This is a genomic window from Mangrovibacter sp. MFB070, assembly GCF_000705335.1.
GTDB lineage: Bacteria > Pseudomonadota > Gammaproteobacteria > Enterobacterales > Enterobacteriaceae > Mangrovibacter > Mangrovibacter plantisponsor.
Window position 1 is genome coordinate 123,406 of record NZ_JJMI01000035.1, and the last position, 15,763, is coordinate 139,168.

Sequence of the window (15,763 nt, forward strand, 5' to 3'; positions counted from 1 at the left end):
ATCTGTGCGATAATTATTCTTGTGAGTGATACTGATATTTCTTCCGCCATGAACCCGGCGGCATATGGTATTTCCGGGAAAATGTGCGGGTAAAAGACTGCTGGGAATCAAAACCATAGCGGAATGAAATCTCCAGGATCGATTGCTCAGGGTCTTTTAAGTCATTCGCCGCATATTCAAGTTTTCTGTCGCGGATATAACTGGCAAGTGTCTGGCGTGTTTCCTGGTGAAACAGGCGCTGTAAATGCCAGCGGGAATAACCTGCTCGCCGGGCTACATCGTCAATCTTCAGCGGTTTGTCTATATTCTCATCAATCCACGACATAATCAGATGAATAACATCATGTTGTAGCGCCATCATATCCACCTTCATTATTCAGGAAGTTAAAATGAAGCGCGCAGCCTGAGTCCTTTCGCCTGATTAACAGCAAAATGTACCCTTCTGGCCTGCGCCAGTTTTACAGTCAGATAAGATTATTTGTAGAGTTCAGCAACACCATTCAAGGTATTTCTGCCACCAGCAGAAACAACGCGAAATGATGAGGCTCCCGCCGCCTGCGCTTTATGGCCTAACTCTGCTGTTAAGTCATCCAGCGTTAATGCACCTGAAGCACTGACACTGCCTATGGCAACCCGCCCTTCACTTGACTGAACTTCTTCAATGGCGAATGCCTGACCAATACTGGTGAATACCAGCATTGCTGCCAGTAATAATTTGATGGATTTCATTATTCACTCCCTAATAAAAAAACTATAAAGCACAAAAAGTAAAAAGAAGTACCAGTTGAAATATCTTAGCATAACAATAAAAGTGGATTACCCTCTGGTGACGCAATAATGTTATGCATAAAACTCATCAATACGTTTATTTATCACCCACCTCACATGCCACGGAAGTTGCTTTCCCGTGACATAAATCTGTGCACAACTGCAGATTGAGTGTGGAATATTCTTATCTACCACAATATGAAAATACAGGTTGGCAATCAGTGCGATTAAACATTAATTACCAGCAAATTTTATCATTTAATGCTTTATTGTGGAGAATCAGAAAACAGATATATATTAAACAAGCTGTGGATGGAATGTAATTGACAAAAAGTGGCGCGTATCAGCGTTACTCGAATTAATTCGAATTACTGGCAACAACGCAGCTGTAATTTAAGTAAGAAAAGTATAAACAGGCTGCCTGTAGCTGAACAACATCCAATTCTGCGAAAACCTTGCCTGATTCTGCAAAACTGCCAATACCCTTATGGTAAATAAGGATGCTGTGAAATAAGGCCAGCGTAAGAGCGATGAATAGCTTTTGCGGGTATTTACGGGTGAGAGGCAATGAAACTGGTTGCCAGGCAGAGGTAACCCCCTGCCTGTTACGGTTTCACAATGCTACGTAAGAACGCTACGTAAGACTACTACGCGTCAGAATGCCTCACTGGCTTCCATCGCCGTTTTATTTTCACGTAACAAAGACCAGAGGATCACAGCCCCAATCACGTCAAACACCGACAACACAGCAAACAGCGGGCTGAAACCGAGCGTATCGGCCAGCGCGCCAACCACCAGGGCAAATAAGGTACTGGCAGTCCATGCCGCCATGCCGGTAAAACCGTTAGCTGTCGCGACTTCGTTAGGGTCAAACATATCTGATGACAGAGTTATCAACGCACCAGATAAAGACTGGTGAGCAAAACCCCCAACACACAGTAACCCAATGGCCACCATCGGGTTGCCAAACAACCCCACCATACCCGGCAGAATCATCAAAACAGCACCGAGCGTAACCACCAGCTTGCGAGACACAATCAGGTTAACACCGAACACCCGCTGGAACATACCTGGCATATAGCCACCGAGAATACAGCCCATGTCGGCAAACAGCATCGGGATCCAGGCAAACATTGCGATGTCTTTTAAATCGAACCCATAATTGCGCACCATGAACAATGGGATCCACGCATTGAATGTCCCCCATGCTGGCTCAGCCAAAAAGCGGGGCAAGGCAATCGCCCAGAATTTACGCTGGCGCAGCAAGGTACCTACACGCACTTTATGTTTTGGGCGTGGAGCTGGCTGGCCGGCAGTAATATAGTCCAGTTCCGTTTTGCTCAGCCGTTTCGTTTTCCCCGGGCGGTTGTAGACAAAAAACCAGCCAATCGCCCACACCACGCTCATGCAGCCCACCAGAATAAAAGCCAGACGCCAGCTATGAATAAAAATAGCCCAGGCGACCAGTGGGGGCGCAATTAATGCCCCCATAGACGAGCCGACGTTAAAGTACCCCACAGCCACAGAGCGTTCTTTTTCCGGGAACCATTCTGTCACCGCTTTCAGCCCTGCCGGGATCATGGCGCTTTCAGCAAAGCCCCCCATCCCACGGGCAAATGCCAGACCTTTCCAGCCTCCGGCAAAGGAAGCGCCAATGCAAAAAATGCCCCATAGCAGGCCAAATACTGCATAGCCCGCTTTGGTGCCAAGGGTGTCCAGCACAAACCCGGATATCGGTTGTGCAATGGTGTAACAAGCGGAAAAGAAAGCAACAATATAGGAATACTGCTGGGTTGTGATATGCAACTGACTTTGCAACGTCGGTGCTGCAGAGGCAATCGTGTTGCGGGTGAGATAACAAAGGATAGTGCCTAAAGTCACTAACCCCACCATGAACCAGCGCATACGGCCTGGATTGCGCATAAGAAATCCCCTGGATTAAAAGAATAAAACCTGCCTGTGGGTAAAGCAGCGCCAGACAGACTGATAACGCCAGAGGAAAAAGAAAACACAACCAAACAAAAGGGAGTTAAGAGAGGCTGTTTTATGGTTATCTGTAATTATAAAGTGAGATTTGTCTCACAAATTGAATGTAATAATGCGACAACATGAAACGTTGTTTTTGATTTATATCAACAGCGGTTCTGTATCGCTGTATGGCAAATTCTTTAATGTGATCACCATCACAAATAAAGCCAGATTCAGTGAAAAATTGTTTCAGCCAGCAAACAGACTGAATCACATGCAAGCGACCAGCTTCATCAGGAATAAACATGAAAAAAAGCCCGTTTTGGTATAGCGCCCGGCCAGAGCTCGCTTTATGGTAAGAATGGTCTGACAACCAATAAAACAGGTAAAACGATGCGAATTCTTGTGGTAGGAGCAGGGGCTACTGGCGGGTATTTTGGCGCACGTATGGCGCTGGCAGGCCGGGATGTCACCTTTTTAGTGCGTGAAAAACGCTGTGCGCAATTACAGAAAACAGGCCTGATGCTGAAAAGCCCGTATGGCGATGTCACGCTGGAGCCGAAACTGGTCACCGCGCAACAACTGAGCGGTACCTGGGATGTGATTCTGCTTACAGTCAAAAGCTTCGGCCTTGAGCAGGCAATGGCAGATATCGCGCCAGCAGTGGGTAAAGACACGCTGATTATCCCCATTCTTAATGGCATGCGGCATATTGAGACCCTGCAGGAGCGCTTTGGCAAACACGCAGTCATTGGCGGCTTGTGTAAAATCCATGCCACGCTGGGCGAACAGGGGGAGATTATCCAGTTGTCGCGCCTGCATACCCTGTTTTATGGTGACCTGCAGGGCGATAACAGTGAACGCCTGCAGCAGCTGGATGCCCAACTGCGTGACTGCGGGTTTGATACTGTTTTTTCTGAAGCCATTCAGAGCGATTTATGGGAAAAATGGCTGTTGCTCAGCACCCTGGGTTCCGTCACCTGCCTTGCCCGTGGCAACACACAACAAATTGTACATGCACCCGGAGGGCGCGAATTTATTGAGTCGGTATTTGCCGAAGTGTTGTCTGTGATTGATGCCTGTGGTTACCAGCACCGTGAAAAAGTCATTAACTCAACACGGGAGTTTCTCACTAACCCGGATAACCCGCTGACATCCTCAATGTACCGTGATTTAACCCACGGCTTCACTATTGAAGCCGAGCAAATTATTGGCGACCTGGTGCGCCGTGCAGCACAGCATGGTGTGGTAACACCGTTGCTTAATGCCGTGAATGTAAACCTGAATGTTTACCTGCAAAACCGCGCCTGACACACCACAAGGTAGCACCGTCTCCTCCTGACAAAATTGTCAGGTTAATGTCAGCGAGGTGACGGTAAAACCAGGTTACAATAACCTGTTTTTATTCCCCAGGTGAATGGCATGCGTCTGCTTCTTGTTGAAGATGAGGAAAAAACCTCGTCATATATAAGCCGGGCTCTGAGTGAGCTGAGTTTTTCTGTTGATGTCGCACATGACGGCGTTGAAGGGCTGTACCTGGCATTGCAGTACGACTACGACGTCATTGTGCTTGATGTCATGCTGCCAGGCCAGGACGGTTACTCCGTGCTGGAAGGGTTGCGTGCCAGCAAGCAAACGCCCGTATTGATGCTGTCTGCCCGCAGTTCCGTGGACGAGCGGGTGCGCGGCCTGCGTTGCGGCGCTGACGATTACCTGCCAAAACCCTTTTCTCTGATTGAACTGGTCGCCAGAATACAGGCGTTAATCCGCCGCCGTGGCAGTGACAGCAACGATCCTACCCATATCAGCATTGACGATCTGCATATCGATCTTATCTCACGTAAAGTGTCCCGCAGTAATGAACGTATTGACCTGACGGCAAAAGAATTTGCTCTGTTAAGCCTGCTGGCACGCCATCAGGGCGAGATCCTGTCCAAACTGATGATTGCAGAACAGGTATGGGATATGAATTTCGACAGCGATGCCAATGTAGTGGAAGTCGCGATTAAGCGCCTGCGTAATAAAATTGATACCCCATACGCCGTGAAACTGCTGCACACAGTACGTGGTATGGGTTATGTACTGGAAAACCGAACTGCGGCAAACGCATCATGACACTGAACCTGAAACAAAGCTCTATTTCCGGGCGGCTGACTCTGTTATTTGTGGTACTGATGGTGGCAATTCTGCTCGCCATCGCCTTGTTTTTGCGCACCACGCTGTTCTCTTCGCTTAAAAACCAGATGCATAATGAGCTGGCGTTTCGCAATTCACTGGTAGTGCCGTTTCTCGAACACGAAGGTACAGAACAGTTGTGGGACCGCATTGTACACAAACTTACCACCCTGACAGAAAACGAAGGGGGTAAAGTACAATATCTGGTGCTGAGCGACGATCCGCAGTATGCATTTGGCGGTGAAATGGAAAAAACTGTTGCCGCGCACAACCCACCAGAGGGCTATTCAAGTATCTACCTGCATGAAAAGAGCTGCCCGTATTACCTGTTAGTCAAAAACATTCCTGCAAACAACGGGCGCCCGCCCCTGAAATTCGTCGTTTCAATAGATTCAACGGCCTATTACAAGACTTATACCGAATTTACTGAAGCCCTTATTTTTATTTCCCTGGCCGGGCTAATCCTGGTCGCTGGCCTGAGTTACGCAGTTTCTCGTTACGGGCTGAAACCAGCACGGCAAATGAGTGATCAGGCAAACCAGCTTGCCCCGGGGAATGTCGGGCAACGGCTGAATACTGCCAGCCTGCCTGATGAGTTGCGCACACTGGCTCAGGCTTTTAATGGGGTGCTGGAACGCCAGGAAAAAGCCTGGCAACAACTGGACAGCTTTAATGCCGATGTTGCTCATGAGTTACGCACTCCCCTGACTAATTTAATCGGCCAGACACAACTGGGGCTGTCGCGCCAGCGCGATATCCATGAACTGGAAGATTTGCTGGAATCCAACCTGGAAGAGCTGGCGCGCATGACATCCATTATTAATGACATGCTGTTCCTTTCCCATGCGGAAGCCGGGCAACGGGCGATTGAGCTAACGGATATCTCCCTGCAGGAAGAAGCGGTCAAAACAGCAGAATATGTAGAGCCTTCACTGCTGGAACATGAACTGGTGGTCACTATTGGTGGCGATGTGCGCGCCTGCGTGGACCGCCGCCTGTTCCACCGTGCGCTGGCTAATTTACTGGAAAATGGTGCGCGCCACGCCAGCACCGGCAGCGCTATTGGTGTCAGCCTGTCCCGGGAAGGTGACTTCGCCAAAATTGCCGTGTCCAACCAGGGAGACCCCATTGCGCCACAGCATTTATCGCGGCTGTTTGAACGGTTCTACCGGGTGGATGCTGCGCGTAACGGCAGTAATATGCACCACGGGCTGGGTCTGGCGATTGTCAAAGCCGTTGCACTGATGCATGAAGGCAAAACGTTTGCCTACAGCTACCAGGGCGTGAACACCTTTGGGTTTACCTTGCGCCTGAATAACCCACGCCCCCAGCCTAAGGAAGGTCTGGTGCAAACCACTGTTGCCCCATTGGGCACTGATACCGCCACCACCTGAGCACGCTTAATAACGTCGTACTATTTCCGGGTAAACAAAATAAAAAACCGGGTTAATGTGAATAACCATATGCACATTAACCCGGCCGTGATCATTGAGGCTGGTTCAGATTTGCCTGCCAATATTTTCCTGCCAGTACTGTCTCTGCCAATCCTGATATCAGCAACAAACGCCTGGCAAATAAAAATCAGGCAATAAAAAACCGGCCAGTAATGACTTACTCTGGCCGGCCAAATAACAACACAACACAATCACCAATAAGGGGTATTAGCTACAGAATCTCAGAGCGGGCATTAAAGCAACACAAGAAAAGTCTTATTTATATAACTCAGCCACGCCGAAATACTGGTTATCGCCACCTGCGGAGATAATTTTAAAGCTGGACGCACCTGCTGCCTGCGCCTTTTCCTGCAGCGTTTGGGTAACATCCGCCAGTGTCTGCTGGCCGCTGGTGCTGACTACGCCATCAGCCGTGCGCCCCTGCCCAGAGGCCACTTCCTGAGCGGCAATTGAACTAAAACTGACAGCAGCCAGTGCCAAAATACCGGGTACCAGAATATGCTTTTTCATTGTTCCACCTTTTTAACTGAAAGATAAAAAATAAGCTTAACGAAAAGAATTAACGCCTTTCGATAAGCTTATTTTACGGGGGAGTTGCTGACTATTGAGTGACAGGAAAATAACAATCCTGTCAGCTACAATGTTTTACATTCTTGCATTAGATTTACGAAATGCCCTAGGCGACTGATTAAACACACGCGAGAACACGCGAGTAAATGTTTGCTGGGAATCGAACCCATAGCGGTCTGAAATAAAGCATACTGAATAACGGGTATTCTTTAATTCTTCTGCTGCCAGCGCCAGCTTACGGTTACGGATATAGCTGCCTAATGTTTCGGTCGTGACATCCTGGAAAACCCGCTGCAGATGCCATTTGGAATACCCGGCTTTATGGGCAACATCTTCAATCTTAATCGGTTCGTGGACATGTGCTTCAATCCACTCTTTCAGTGCCTCTACAAGGGCAACATGTTTTTCCACAATTTTTTGCATAGTGAATGACCCCGTCTTGTCCGAAGGCTGCGCCTCCGTATCCTTTCTTTTGGTCTGGTGCCGCTCTGAAAGCCGCACGCCCGCGGATCAATAAAATCGACAGGGTTCACTATAAGAGGTACTCGCTGACCTCAACATGACGCCAAAATAACATTTTTGTCAGGAAACAGTTCTTTACACAGGAAATACCGAGCAATCTCTGGTAACCAGATACGGAATTGCCCGGTGAAAAAAAGCGAAAGGCAGGACATCAGGAACAAGTTCTCTCGCCCGGGCCACACAGTGCCTGTCCACGCCACATTAATGGCGGGAATGGGCACTGCTATTCAAATTGTGGACCGGGTTGGTATAACGTTTATTAGTGAACTGCCTGTGGTGCGCTCAGTTCTGAGGTTGCGCCATCCCAGGTCGTGGCAGTAGCAGTAACCGTGGCAATATGCCAGGGCAGAGATTGCGTGGTTTGCCAGTGCACCAGCCCTTTACCTGAAATGCCAGTCACGACTGTTTGGGCTCCAATAAAGGTTTCTGCTTCACTCGCACCGGGCTGTTGGTTAGCAAAAAACTCAACACGGTAGCGGGCGCTGGCCTGCCCTTTCAAAGAACCATCAACTACCAGCTCGCCGTTTTTCAACCTTGCCTGAACTAACACCGGTGCTGGCTGACCATAATTTGGCGTTGCTTCACAGCCAGGAACATTACCATCAATAGCACAGATTTTTTCACCATTGCTGCTATTGCTGATGCCACCACCACGATTGCCAATAAACGCCGCATGTTCAAGCCCGGGGACATTGAAGACTATTGCGCCAGCATACTCTGGCAGACAACTGCCACCAGCAAAGCATCGTTTGATATCCTTGCCATTATCCACCATGCTGTTTTCGGTAATCAGATTCACTGCCGGGCGAGTAATACGGTTCAGCCCGGCGCCTGGTGCCGCCTGCGGGCGCACTGAAACCGCCACACGGTTGCCACGCATAATATTGCCTGACACCACATTCCCGGTTCCACTTAATGTCACCGCGGATGACAACCCGGTAAAAGTATTTCCGGCAATGTAATTACGGTTACCCCAGTTAATTTGCACACCATCTGAGTAATTTTCAAAATGATTATGGACGACTTCATTATCATTCCCCCATAACATTTCCAGTCCCTGGGATGGCTCAGGATTGTGATTATCGGTAGTAATAAAGTTATCAGCAATCAGGTTAAATGCAGCCCCGCGAGTTGCTTCCATAGCATCGCCATTATTAATAAACTGGTTACGTATAATTTTATTATTACGCGTAGTAGTTGAGGTGGAATTTCCTTTTCCGTCATCCCCGGTAAGCATTACACCAGCACCGCCGTGGTTAGCAACGATTCGGTCATTTTCAATAACGTTATCACTGGCGCGGTTAATTAATACACCAATACAAAAATTGCGCACTTCAATACCTTCAAGTTGCACACCCTGTGTATCACGTAGCACCAGCCCAGGTAAGGACGTCGTACGTACATTCGCGCCAAACTGGCCTTTTACTGCTCCCGGGCAGTCTTCAGGTTTGGGGCCGATATAACCGGCACCGTCGATAACGGCGTACTGCCCATTAACACGCCAGTCTGTACCAACAATCGCAACCGGACCTTTTATTTCTGGCAACGGTTTTGCCAGGCGAATAACTAATGGTTGCTTATTCTGTGTATGCAACTCAATGCGATAGTGCCCTGGGTTTTGATTGTTTTTTTCCAGTGCCCAACGCAGTGTTCCGGGCAGGCTATTATCTGCCGAAGACACTACATTTAAAATTTCCTGCCCATTATCTTTATTGCCTGCAGCACTAGCCACTGCAGGCATAAGCAACATAGCCATATAAATACGTTTAATCATTTTACTGACCTTTCAGTGAGACAAAAATGCGATATTTTTACAGATACCATGAAGGTAGTTTTATTTGCAGAGTGAATCCATATTGCTCACTTTATACAGCAGAAAACAATTCCTGCTCTATATCACTTCAGAAGAAGTGAACCCATAATGATGAAATTGGCATTGCTATAATTAATGCAGGTAACATATTGGCTACCGGAAATACCTTAATCCCACAGATCCGAAAACCAGTGACAAACATAAGCACCCCACCTACAGCAGAGAAATCTGCCTGCATCGCCGGAGTAGTCATGGGCAAAATAAAAATTGCACCATATGCCAGCAGTAACTGAATAATTAGTTGAGGTACAGCAACAATTGCAACGGCAAATCCCAGTGTGGTGGCAAAGATAGCCGCAGTGAAAAAGTCCAGGAACGACTTGGCAATTAAAACGCTGGCGTCCCCTGTCATCCCTTCGTGCATCGAGCCGAAAATACCTGTACCACTGGCACAAAACAGCACAATAATTGCTACGTAACTTTGCAAAAATGCCGCCTGAGAATCGGCGCTTCCTCGTTCACTACGTGCAATCAGTGATGCCACGCCACGCGCTTTACCACCCAGCCAGCCAATGCCCTTTTCCAGATAAATCAATTCTCCGATTATGGCACCCACCAGCACTGACAATACCATCACCGGCATATGTGAGACTTTCAATACCAGAATCACCCCCATACACATGGAGGCAGCCCCAAAGATAAGTGGCATAGAAAGGCGCAGCCGCTCCGGAAGCCGGGTGCCCAACAGCGCTCCGATCACGCCACCAATAAATACAGCGGATCCATTGATTAATGGTCCAATCATCACGATGTTTTACTCCTGTTAATTGCCTCAACTGTTTCACCCCATCGAGGTAAATCGGCACAGTCAAGGCCCAGTAACCCTAAAGCCCGCCCAACACTGTGGGCGATAATCTCATCCACTGAAGCAGGACGAGCGTATAGCGCCGGCACCGGCGGGAAAACAATGCCACCCATTTCCGTCACCTGTTGCATATTGCGCAGGTGACCAGCGTGCAGTGGTGTTTCCCGCACCATTAAAACCAGGCGACGGCGCTCTTTCAGCACAACATCTGCCGCACGGGTTAACAGGTTGTCTGTTATCCCGTTGGCAATGGCCGCCAGAGTATGCATTGAGCAAGGCGCAACCAGCATACCCATGGTGTTGAAAGACCCACTGGATATTGCCGCACCCACTGCATGAAAGGGCCAGACAACATCTGCCATTGAGTTAACATCGTCTTCCGTTAAGGTGGTCTCATGCTCCCGGTTCAAATGACCGGCAGGGGAAATCACCAGGTGGCTCTCGATATTTAACTGGCGCAGGCACTCCAGCGCCCGTACACCGTAACGGAAACCTGATGCGCCGCTGATCCCCAGCACCACACGCGGTTGGCGGTTGCCCTGTTCAACTAACCCTGACACCGTGCCTCCTTATTTGTTAAAACCCGGAATAAACCGGTTCACGTCCACTTCCAGGAACTGGCTGCGCTGGAAATTGGCTTTCAGTGCCCAGGGCACCGTGCAGTCAAAAATCGTTTTGCAGGCAATACCGTGGTCACGGATTGACGGGCTGAATGCCGGGTCTGATGACGGGTCCAGAGGATGGCAGCGAACACCGGGAATAAATACCGTACTGATATCGCCCTGATAGCGGGTGGTCATCGCCCACATCACGTCATTCATGTCGAACAGTTCCACATCTTCATCTACCAGGATGACATGCTTGAGTTCGGAGAATGCGGAGAATGCCAGTAGAGCAGCCTGGCGCTGGCGGCCTTCATCCGCCGGAGTACGTTTTTTCACTTGCAGCACAGCAAGATATTTCCCGGTACCCGGAGACGGGCAATGCACATTCTGCACAAAGCCAGGCAGTGCACGCTCAACCATTTGTAAAATACTGGCTTCAGTTGGGATACCGGCCATATTGGTGTGCTCATCGCTCGGCCCAATGCAGGTTTGCAAAATGGGGTGTTTGCGGTGAGTAATTGCTTTCACTTTTATCACAGGTACTGCGGCTTTTGCTTCACCGGTATAACCCGGGAATTCAGGCATAGCTTTGCCAGTATCGGTGTTCTGGTCTTCGCGCACCCGGTAATTGGGCACCAATTCCCCTTCTATCACCACTTCTGCATTGGCAATACCCCGGGCATTGACGCTGAGGCAGTCCACCAGTTCAACCGCTTTGTTACGCAGGCCACCGGCAATGGACAACTCGTCAAAGCCCAGCGGCGTTGTTGGTGGCTCAAAGCAGGCACCGATTTCAATAGCCGGGTCCACCCCAATGCTGATAGATATCGGCAACGCTTTACCGGCCGCTTCTGCTTTCATACGGAAGGTATCCAGGTGACGCCCCGGGACGAAATACATGGAAATTTCGTCTTTGCTCTGCACACATAAGCGGTGGATGGTGACATCATGTTCACCGGTTTCCGGGTCTGCGGCATAGCACATCCCCAGAGTAAAATACGGGCCGGCGTCTTCTGGAGTATTGGTGGGCGCGGGCAGGATTTTCAGAATATCAAAACCCGGGTCTGTCGCGAGATGCACGACTTCCTGGCAGGCTGCCTGTTCACGGGGAACCACAATTGGCGCAATGGGCTTGTCAACGGCATCTTTGAGCATAAATGCCAGTTGTTCTTCGCTGGTGCCAAACAAGCGGGCCACGCGTTTACGTGAAGACAGCACGCCAATCACCACGCGCATGTCATCGTAGCCTTTCACTTTATTGAACATCATGGCCGGGCCAACACGGGTTGGGCGCTGCACGGTGCCGTGGGCACCAACATAGCGGTAAACACCGGATAATTCAGCGATTGGGTCAACGGGCTCATTGGTTTCAATAAGTTCATCGCCATACTGCTCAAGTAACGCCAGAGCACTACGAAGATCCGTTACAGTACTTTGAGTTTCAGACATAAAAAACCTCACATAACAATTGCCATAACCTGGCAGGACAATGCTGGCTTATTGGAATTAATAACAATTATTTCAATATGTTAAATAAATCCGCACCAGACTTGCTTTTCAGTTTCAAGTGTTATGTGATAATTGTCCAATAACATATCCCCTCATTTTGATAAGGGATTTTTATTAGTTTCTTTGCGGAGCGCATTATGGAATATCGTCACCTGCAGGCTTTTGTGGTGCTGGCTGAAGAGCTTCATTTTGGCCGGGCAGCGCAGGTGCTGCACATTGCCCAACCGGCACTCAGCCAGTACATCAAAAGCCTTGAAAATAGCCTGGGAATGCTTTTATTTCAGCGTGACCGCCGTAATGTCGCGTTAACCTGGGAAGGTGGGCAACTTGTGGAACAGGCGCGTCTGGCGGTCAGCCACTACCAGCGTTTTCAGGAACATGCCGTCACACTGCGCAAAGGGTTTCGCGGCCTGATCAGGCTGGGCTATGTTGGTTCATCTATCCTGGAACCCGGGTTAATGGCCGTAATCAACCGTTACCGCCACCATAATCCTCATATTGAAATCGCAATTGAAGAGCACAACGTAGATGACCAGATTCGCCTGCTGATGGACGACCAGCTGGATATTGCACTGGTGAGGTTGCCCGTGCCGCAAAGTGAAGAACTTGATTACCTGGATGTCGCCACACGGCCATTAGTGGCGGTTGTACCCTCCACGCACCCGGCACTGATCAACCGCCCATTATCTCTGCGTTCGCTGGAACAGGAGACATTCATGATCCAGCAAGACCCGCCCGGTGTAGGTCTTGGCTGGTCTGCTCTTGCCGCCTGCCATCGGGCTGGGTTTACACCGCAGAAAATTCAGCACACCCGCGATGTCTCTGTCGCCGTTGGTCTGGTGGCAATGGGAATGGGCGTAACGTTGGTGCCACAAACACAATGCTCTGTCATGACACCAAACGTAGCCTATTGCCCACTAGAGGATACGCAGGCCACCACCACACTTACTCTGTGTTGGCAGAAGCGGCGTTGCCAGAACACACTGAAGCATTTTGTACAATCGGCACGTGAGCAGGTTCGGAAAGAAAAACAGGCAGAAAAAGGCTGCCCGGCCGGGCAGCAAGGGGAATAAGTGAGCCTGAGTCAGTACGGCTCACTACAAACTACATCACATCAAACTGCTGTCAGGCCCGGCCCAGGGCCTTGTCAAATTCGGCCCAACAGGTGGTTAAATCCACAACACTGTGGGTTTTACGTGCTTCATCAATTTTGATGGCCGTTAACCCGGCTTCCAGAGCATCCACTACAGACACCTTAAGCGGCGTGCCTTGTTTCAGGTGGCGCACCACTTCTTCGGCCATTAAGGCATCGGCACCGTAGTGGCCGTCGTATGCGCTGCCATCGTAGGTTTTATCCGTCAGCGCAGCGCGGGTACGGGCGTTATGTACACGAAAATAGTTACGCACAAAATCCCCTTCCGCCTGCCCATCCGTTCCCATTACACAAAAACGGCGGAACTCATCCGGCACATTGAGGTTGGCGTGAAACGCCATTGTGGCACCACCTGCGTATTCCACAATTGCCGTCTGGTAATCCACAATGTCTGCGTCGCTGTCGAACACATGCTCAGTGCTGGACCAGCCACTGGGTTTTTCGTGGTACACAGCGGAATCCGCTGTTACCTCCCCTGTCGGCGTATGCTGCGGGGTAAAAGACTTGCGTCCGCCGAAGCTGGCAACCCGCACCGGGCGTTCGCCCACCAGCCCCTGGTAGAGGTCGATATCATGGCAACACTTTTCAAGAATATACGGCCCGGCATAGCGCTCAAAGCGCCGCCAGTCGCGCATAAAGAACGCCCCGTGGAATGGCGGAATATGTTCGGTGGCTTCAATGGAGGTAATTTCCCCCAACTCACCGGCCGCTTTGGCTGCCACCAGGTCCTGGTATAGCGGTGAGTAGCGCAGCACCAGGCCAACAATGACTTTATCTTCACCATAACGGGCAATCAGCTTCGCCAGCGCCATACTCTGTGCTTCGCTGGTCACTACCGGTTTTTCGGTAAACACGGTGTAACCCGCGGCCAGCCCGGCTTCAATATGCTCAAGGTGCATAAAGTTCGGCGAACCAACCATCAGCAGATCAAACCCGCCAGCCGCCAGCATCTCATCCAGCGATGCAAACGCCTTACCGGGAGAAATACCGAAAGTTTCCAGGTTCGGTAAACCGGCCGGAGCCGGGTCGACATACCCTGTTATGGTGAATTCCGGGTCGGCTTTCTTAAACTCTTTTGCCACATGCGACAGACGAAACCCTAACCCGACAATGCCTACTTTCATGTTCAACCCTGCCTGCTCAAGAAATATGTCTGATACTCAGAATCTGGTCATCTGGCGGTATTCTGCCAGCTAAAACAGCCAGAACCAGCTCACGGGATGACGCGCTGTGTTATGCTGCGCCGTTGTTTAATTTTACACCGTCAACTTATTACGCCAGAAAAACTAAAGTCAACAACCAAAAAACCATCAATTTTTCGTTATTTTTTATCTAATTGTTTTTAAACATAAAAAATAAAATCGATGTTACATATTTATTTGTTATTGCGATTTAAGTTTTTTTCTCCTATCTTTTCGCTCAGAATCAGGTCTGTTGTGGCGGTAAGCCGGCACTGATCAACAGGAGAATGGCATTGCAAACAGCGTATTTCATTGGCGTCGATGGTGGTGGCACACAGTGCCGAACCCGGTTAACCAACCAGAATGGTGATGTTCTGGCAGCCTGTAGCGGCGGCCCGGCCAATATCTGGAGCCAGTTCGATAGCGCCATGAAGCAAGTCTGCCAGTTGCTGGATGAAACCCTTCACGCCGCAGGGCTTGGCCCCCATGAAGCCGGGCAGACCCACGTAGTTCTGGGCCTCGCCGGAGGCAATATTTCTCGTGTACGCGCGCAGGCGCAAACCTGGCCCCACGCCTATGCATCCTGGCAAGTATTTTCCGACGTCGAAATTGCCTGCCCTGGCGCGCACAATGGGCAACCGGGTGCCGTATTGATAACCGGAACCGGGAGCCAGGGCGCGGTCTGGGACGGCCAGCAATTCCGCTGTGTGGGTGGCTGGGGCATGTCTCTTTCAGACCAGGGCTCAGGTGCATGGCTGGGGCAACAGGCATTACGCCTGGCGCTCAAAGCCCATGAAAACCTGGTGGAGCACACCCCACTGACCCGGGCATTGATGGCTCATTTTGACCATGAGCCGGAAACCTTGCTGGCCTGGTCGGTGCAGGCAACACCAGCACAATGGGGCCAGTTTGCACCACAAATTTTCCAGGCAGCCCGTGAACAAGACAACCACGGTGTCGCCCTGCTGGCTTGCTGTGCCCAGGAAGTAAGTGCGCTGGTTAGCAACCTCAGCCAGAATGGGCGCTACCCGGTAGCCATGCTTGGCGGCCTTGCGCTGCCCATTTACCCCTGGCTTAGCGAGGGTATCCAGGCCATGCTGGTTCCCGCAGGGGGCGATGCCCTCAGTGGTGCACTACGCCTTGCCCACCTTTGTGCCTGAAGCAAAATTTTCAGGCCGGG

The 15,763-nt window shown here is 50.2% G+C and carries 16 protein-coding genes; 5 read left to right on the forward strand and 11 right to left on the reverse strand.

The window, feature by feature from the left end:
* Nucleotides 1-13: 13 nt before the first annotated feature.
* From DT73_RS17445 to DT73_RS26265, 4 genes are all read right to left on the reverse strand, one after another.
* Nucleotides 14-358: a helix-turn-helix domain-containing protein gene (locus tag DT73_RS17445; RefSeq protein WP_036112263.1), complete on the reverse strand. Its 345-nt coding sequence runs from the start codon at nt 356-358 to the stop codon at nt 14-16.
* Nucleotides 359-474: 116 nt separating this feature from the next.
* Nucleotides 475-729, reverse strand: coding sequence for a YdgH/BhsA/McbA-like domain containing protein (locus DT73_RS17450; protein ID WP_036112266.1), 255 nt, complete (start codon nt 727-729; stop codon nt 475-477).
* 693 nt (nt 730-1,422) lie between these two features.
* Complete coding sequence (locus DT73_RS17460; RefSeq protein ID WP_036112271.1) at nt 1,423-2,691, reverse strand: MFS transporter; 1,269 nt, start codon at nt 2,689-2,691, stop codon at nt 1,423-1,425.
* Nucleotides 2,692-2,818: 127 nt separating this feature from the next.
* Complete coding sequence (locus tag DT73_RS26265; protein ID WP_152552544.1) at nt 2,819-3,043, reverse strand: hypothetical protein; 225 nt, start codon at nt 3,041-3,043, stop codon at nt 2,819-2,821.
* An 86-nt stretch (nt 3,044-3,129) separates the two neighbouring features.
* Here DT73_RS26265 and panE point away from each other — a divergent pair, with 86 nt between their 5' ends.
* The 3 genes from panE to DT73_RS17480 all read left to right on the forward strand — a co-directional run bounded on the left by panE (nt 3,130) and on the right by DT73_RS17480 (nt 6,305).
* The gene (gene panE / locus DT73_RS17470; RefSeq protein WP_036112277.1) at nt 3,130-4,047 is read left to right on the forward strand and encodes a 2-dehydropantoate 2-reductase; all 918 of its coding nucleotides are present in this window, start codon (nt 3,130-3,132) and stop codon (nt 4,045-4,047) included.
* A gap of 111 nt (nt 4,048-4,158) precedes the next feature.
* Complete coding sequence (locus DT73_RS17475; protein WP_036112280.1) at nt 4,159-4,851, forward strand: heavy metal response regulator transcription factor; 693 nt, start codon at nt 4,159-4,161, stop codon at nt 4,849-4,851.
* An 8-nt stretch (nt 4,852-4,859) separates the two neighbouring features.
* Nucleotides 4,860-6,305 carry a heavy metal sensor histidine kinase gene (locus tag DT73_RS17480; protein ID WP_036112574.1) on the forward strand — a complete coding sequence of 482 codons (1,446 nt, stop codon included), beginning with the start codon at nt 4,860-4,862 and terminating at the stop codon, nt 6,303-6,305.
* Nucleotides 6,306-6,620: 315 nt separating this feature from the next.
* On the opposite strand, the gene DT73_RS17485 is transcribed toward DT73_RS17480, so the two are convergent.
* The 6 genes from DT73_RS17485 to DT73_RS17510 all read right to left on the reverse strand — a co-directional run bounded on the left by DT73_RS17485 (nt 6,621) and on the right by DT73_RS17510 (nt 12,189).
* Nucleotides 6,621-6,875: a YdgH/BhsA/McbA-like domain containing protein gene (locus DT73_RS17485; RefSeq protein WP_036112283.1), complete on the reverse strand. Its 255-nt coding sequence runs from the start codon at nt 6,873-6,875 to the stop codon at nt 6,621-6,623.
* Nucleotides 6,876-7,010: 135 nt separating this feature from the next.
* A complete protein-coding gene (locus tag DT73_RS17490) occupies nt 7,011-7,358 on the reverse strand; it encodes a helix-turn-helix domain-containing protein (RefSeq protein ID WP_036112286.1) in 348 nt (115 codons plus the stop codon).
* Between the two features lie 358 nt (nt 7,359-7,716).
* The gene (locus tag DT73_RS17495; RefSeq protein ID WP_036112289.1) at nt 7,717-9,231 is read right to left on the reverse strand and encodes a NosD domain-containing protein; all 1,515 of its coding nucleotides are present in this window, start codon (nt 9,229-9,231) and stop codon (nt 7,717-7,719) included.
* A gap of 127 nt (nt 9,232-9,358) precedes the next feature.
* Entirely contained in the window at nt 9,359-10,078 is a 720-nt protein-coding gene (locus tag DT73_RS17500; protein ID WP_036112293.1) for a DUF554 domain-containing protein, read from the reverse strand.
* Nucleotides 10,075-10,695: a UbiX family flavin prenyltransferase gene (locus tag DT73_RS17505; RefSeq protein ID WP_051691440.1), complete on the reverse strand. Its 621-nt coding sequence runs from the start codon at nt 10,693-10,695 to the stop codon at nt 10,075-10,077. Before DT73_RS17505 ends, DT73_RS17500 begins: the two co-directional genes overlap by 4 nt.
* 9 nt (nt 10,696-10,704) lie before the next feature.
* Nucleotides 10,705-12,189: a UbiD family decarboxylase gene (locus tag DT73_RS17510; RefSeq protein ID WP_036112296.1), complete on the reverse strand. Its 1,485-nt coding sequence runs from the start codon at nt 12,187-12,189 to the stop codon at nt 10,705-10,707.
* Between the two features lie 197 nt (nt 12,190-12,386).
* Between DT73_RS17510 and DT73_RS17515 the strand changes: the two genes are divergently transcribed.
* Nucleotides 12,387-13,322 (forward strand): LysR family transcriptional regulator, encoded by a 936-nt coding sequence (locus tag DT73_RS17515; RefSeq protein WP_051691441.1) that lies wholly within the window; start codon nt 12,387-12,389, stop codon nt 13,320-13,322.
* 52 nt (nt 13,323-13,374) lie between these two features.
* Here the strand turns inward: DT73_RS17515 and DT73_RS17520 are convergent, their stop codons facing one another.
* Nucleotides 13,375-14,526, reverse strand: coding sequence for a Gfo/Idh/MocA family protein (locus DT73_RS17520; RefSeq protein WP_036112299.1), 1,152 nt, complete (start codon nt 14,524-14,526; stop codon nt 13,375-13,377).
* Nucleotides 14,527-14,876: 350 nt separating this feature from the next.
* On the opposite strand from DT73_RS17520, the gene DT73_RS17525 reads away from it, so the two are divergent.
* Nucleotides 14,877-15,743: a BadF/BadG/BcrA/BcrD ATPase family protein gene (locus DT73_RS17525; RefSeq protein WP_036112585.1), complete on the forward strand. Its 867-nt coding sequence runs from the start codon at nt 14,877-14,879 to the stop codon at nt 15,741-15,743.
* Nucleotides 15,744-15,763 lie beyond the last annotated feature (20 nt).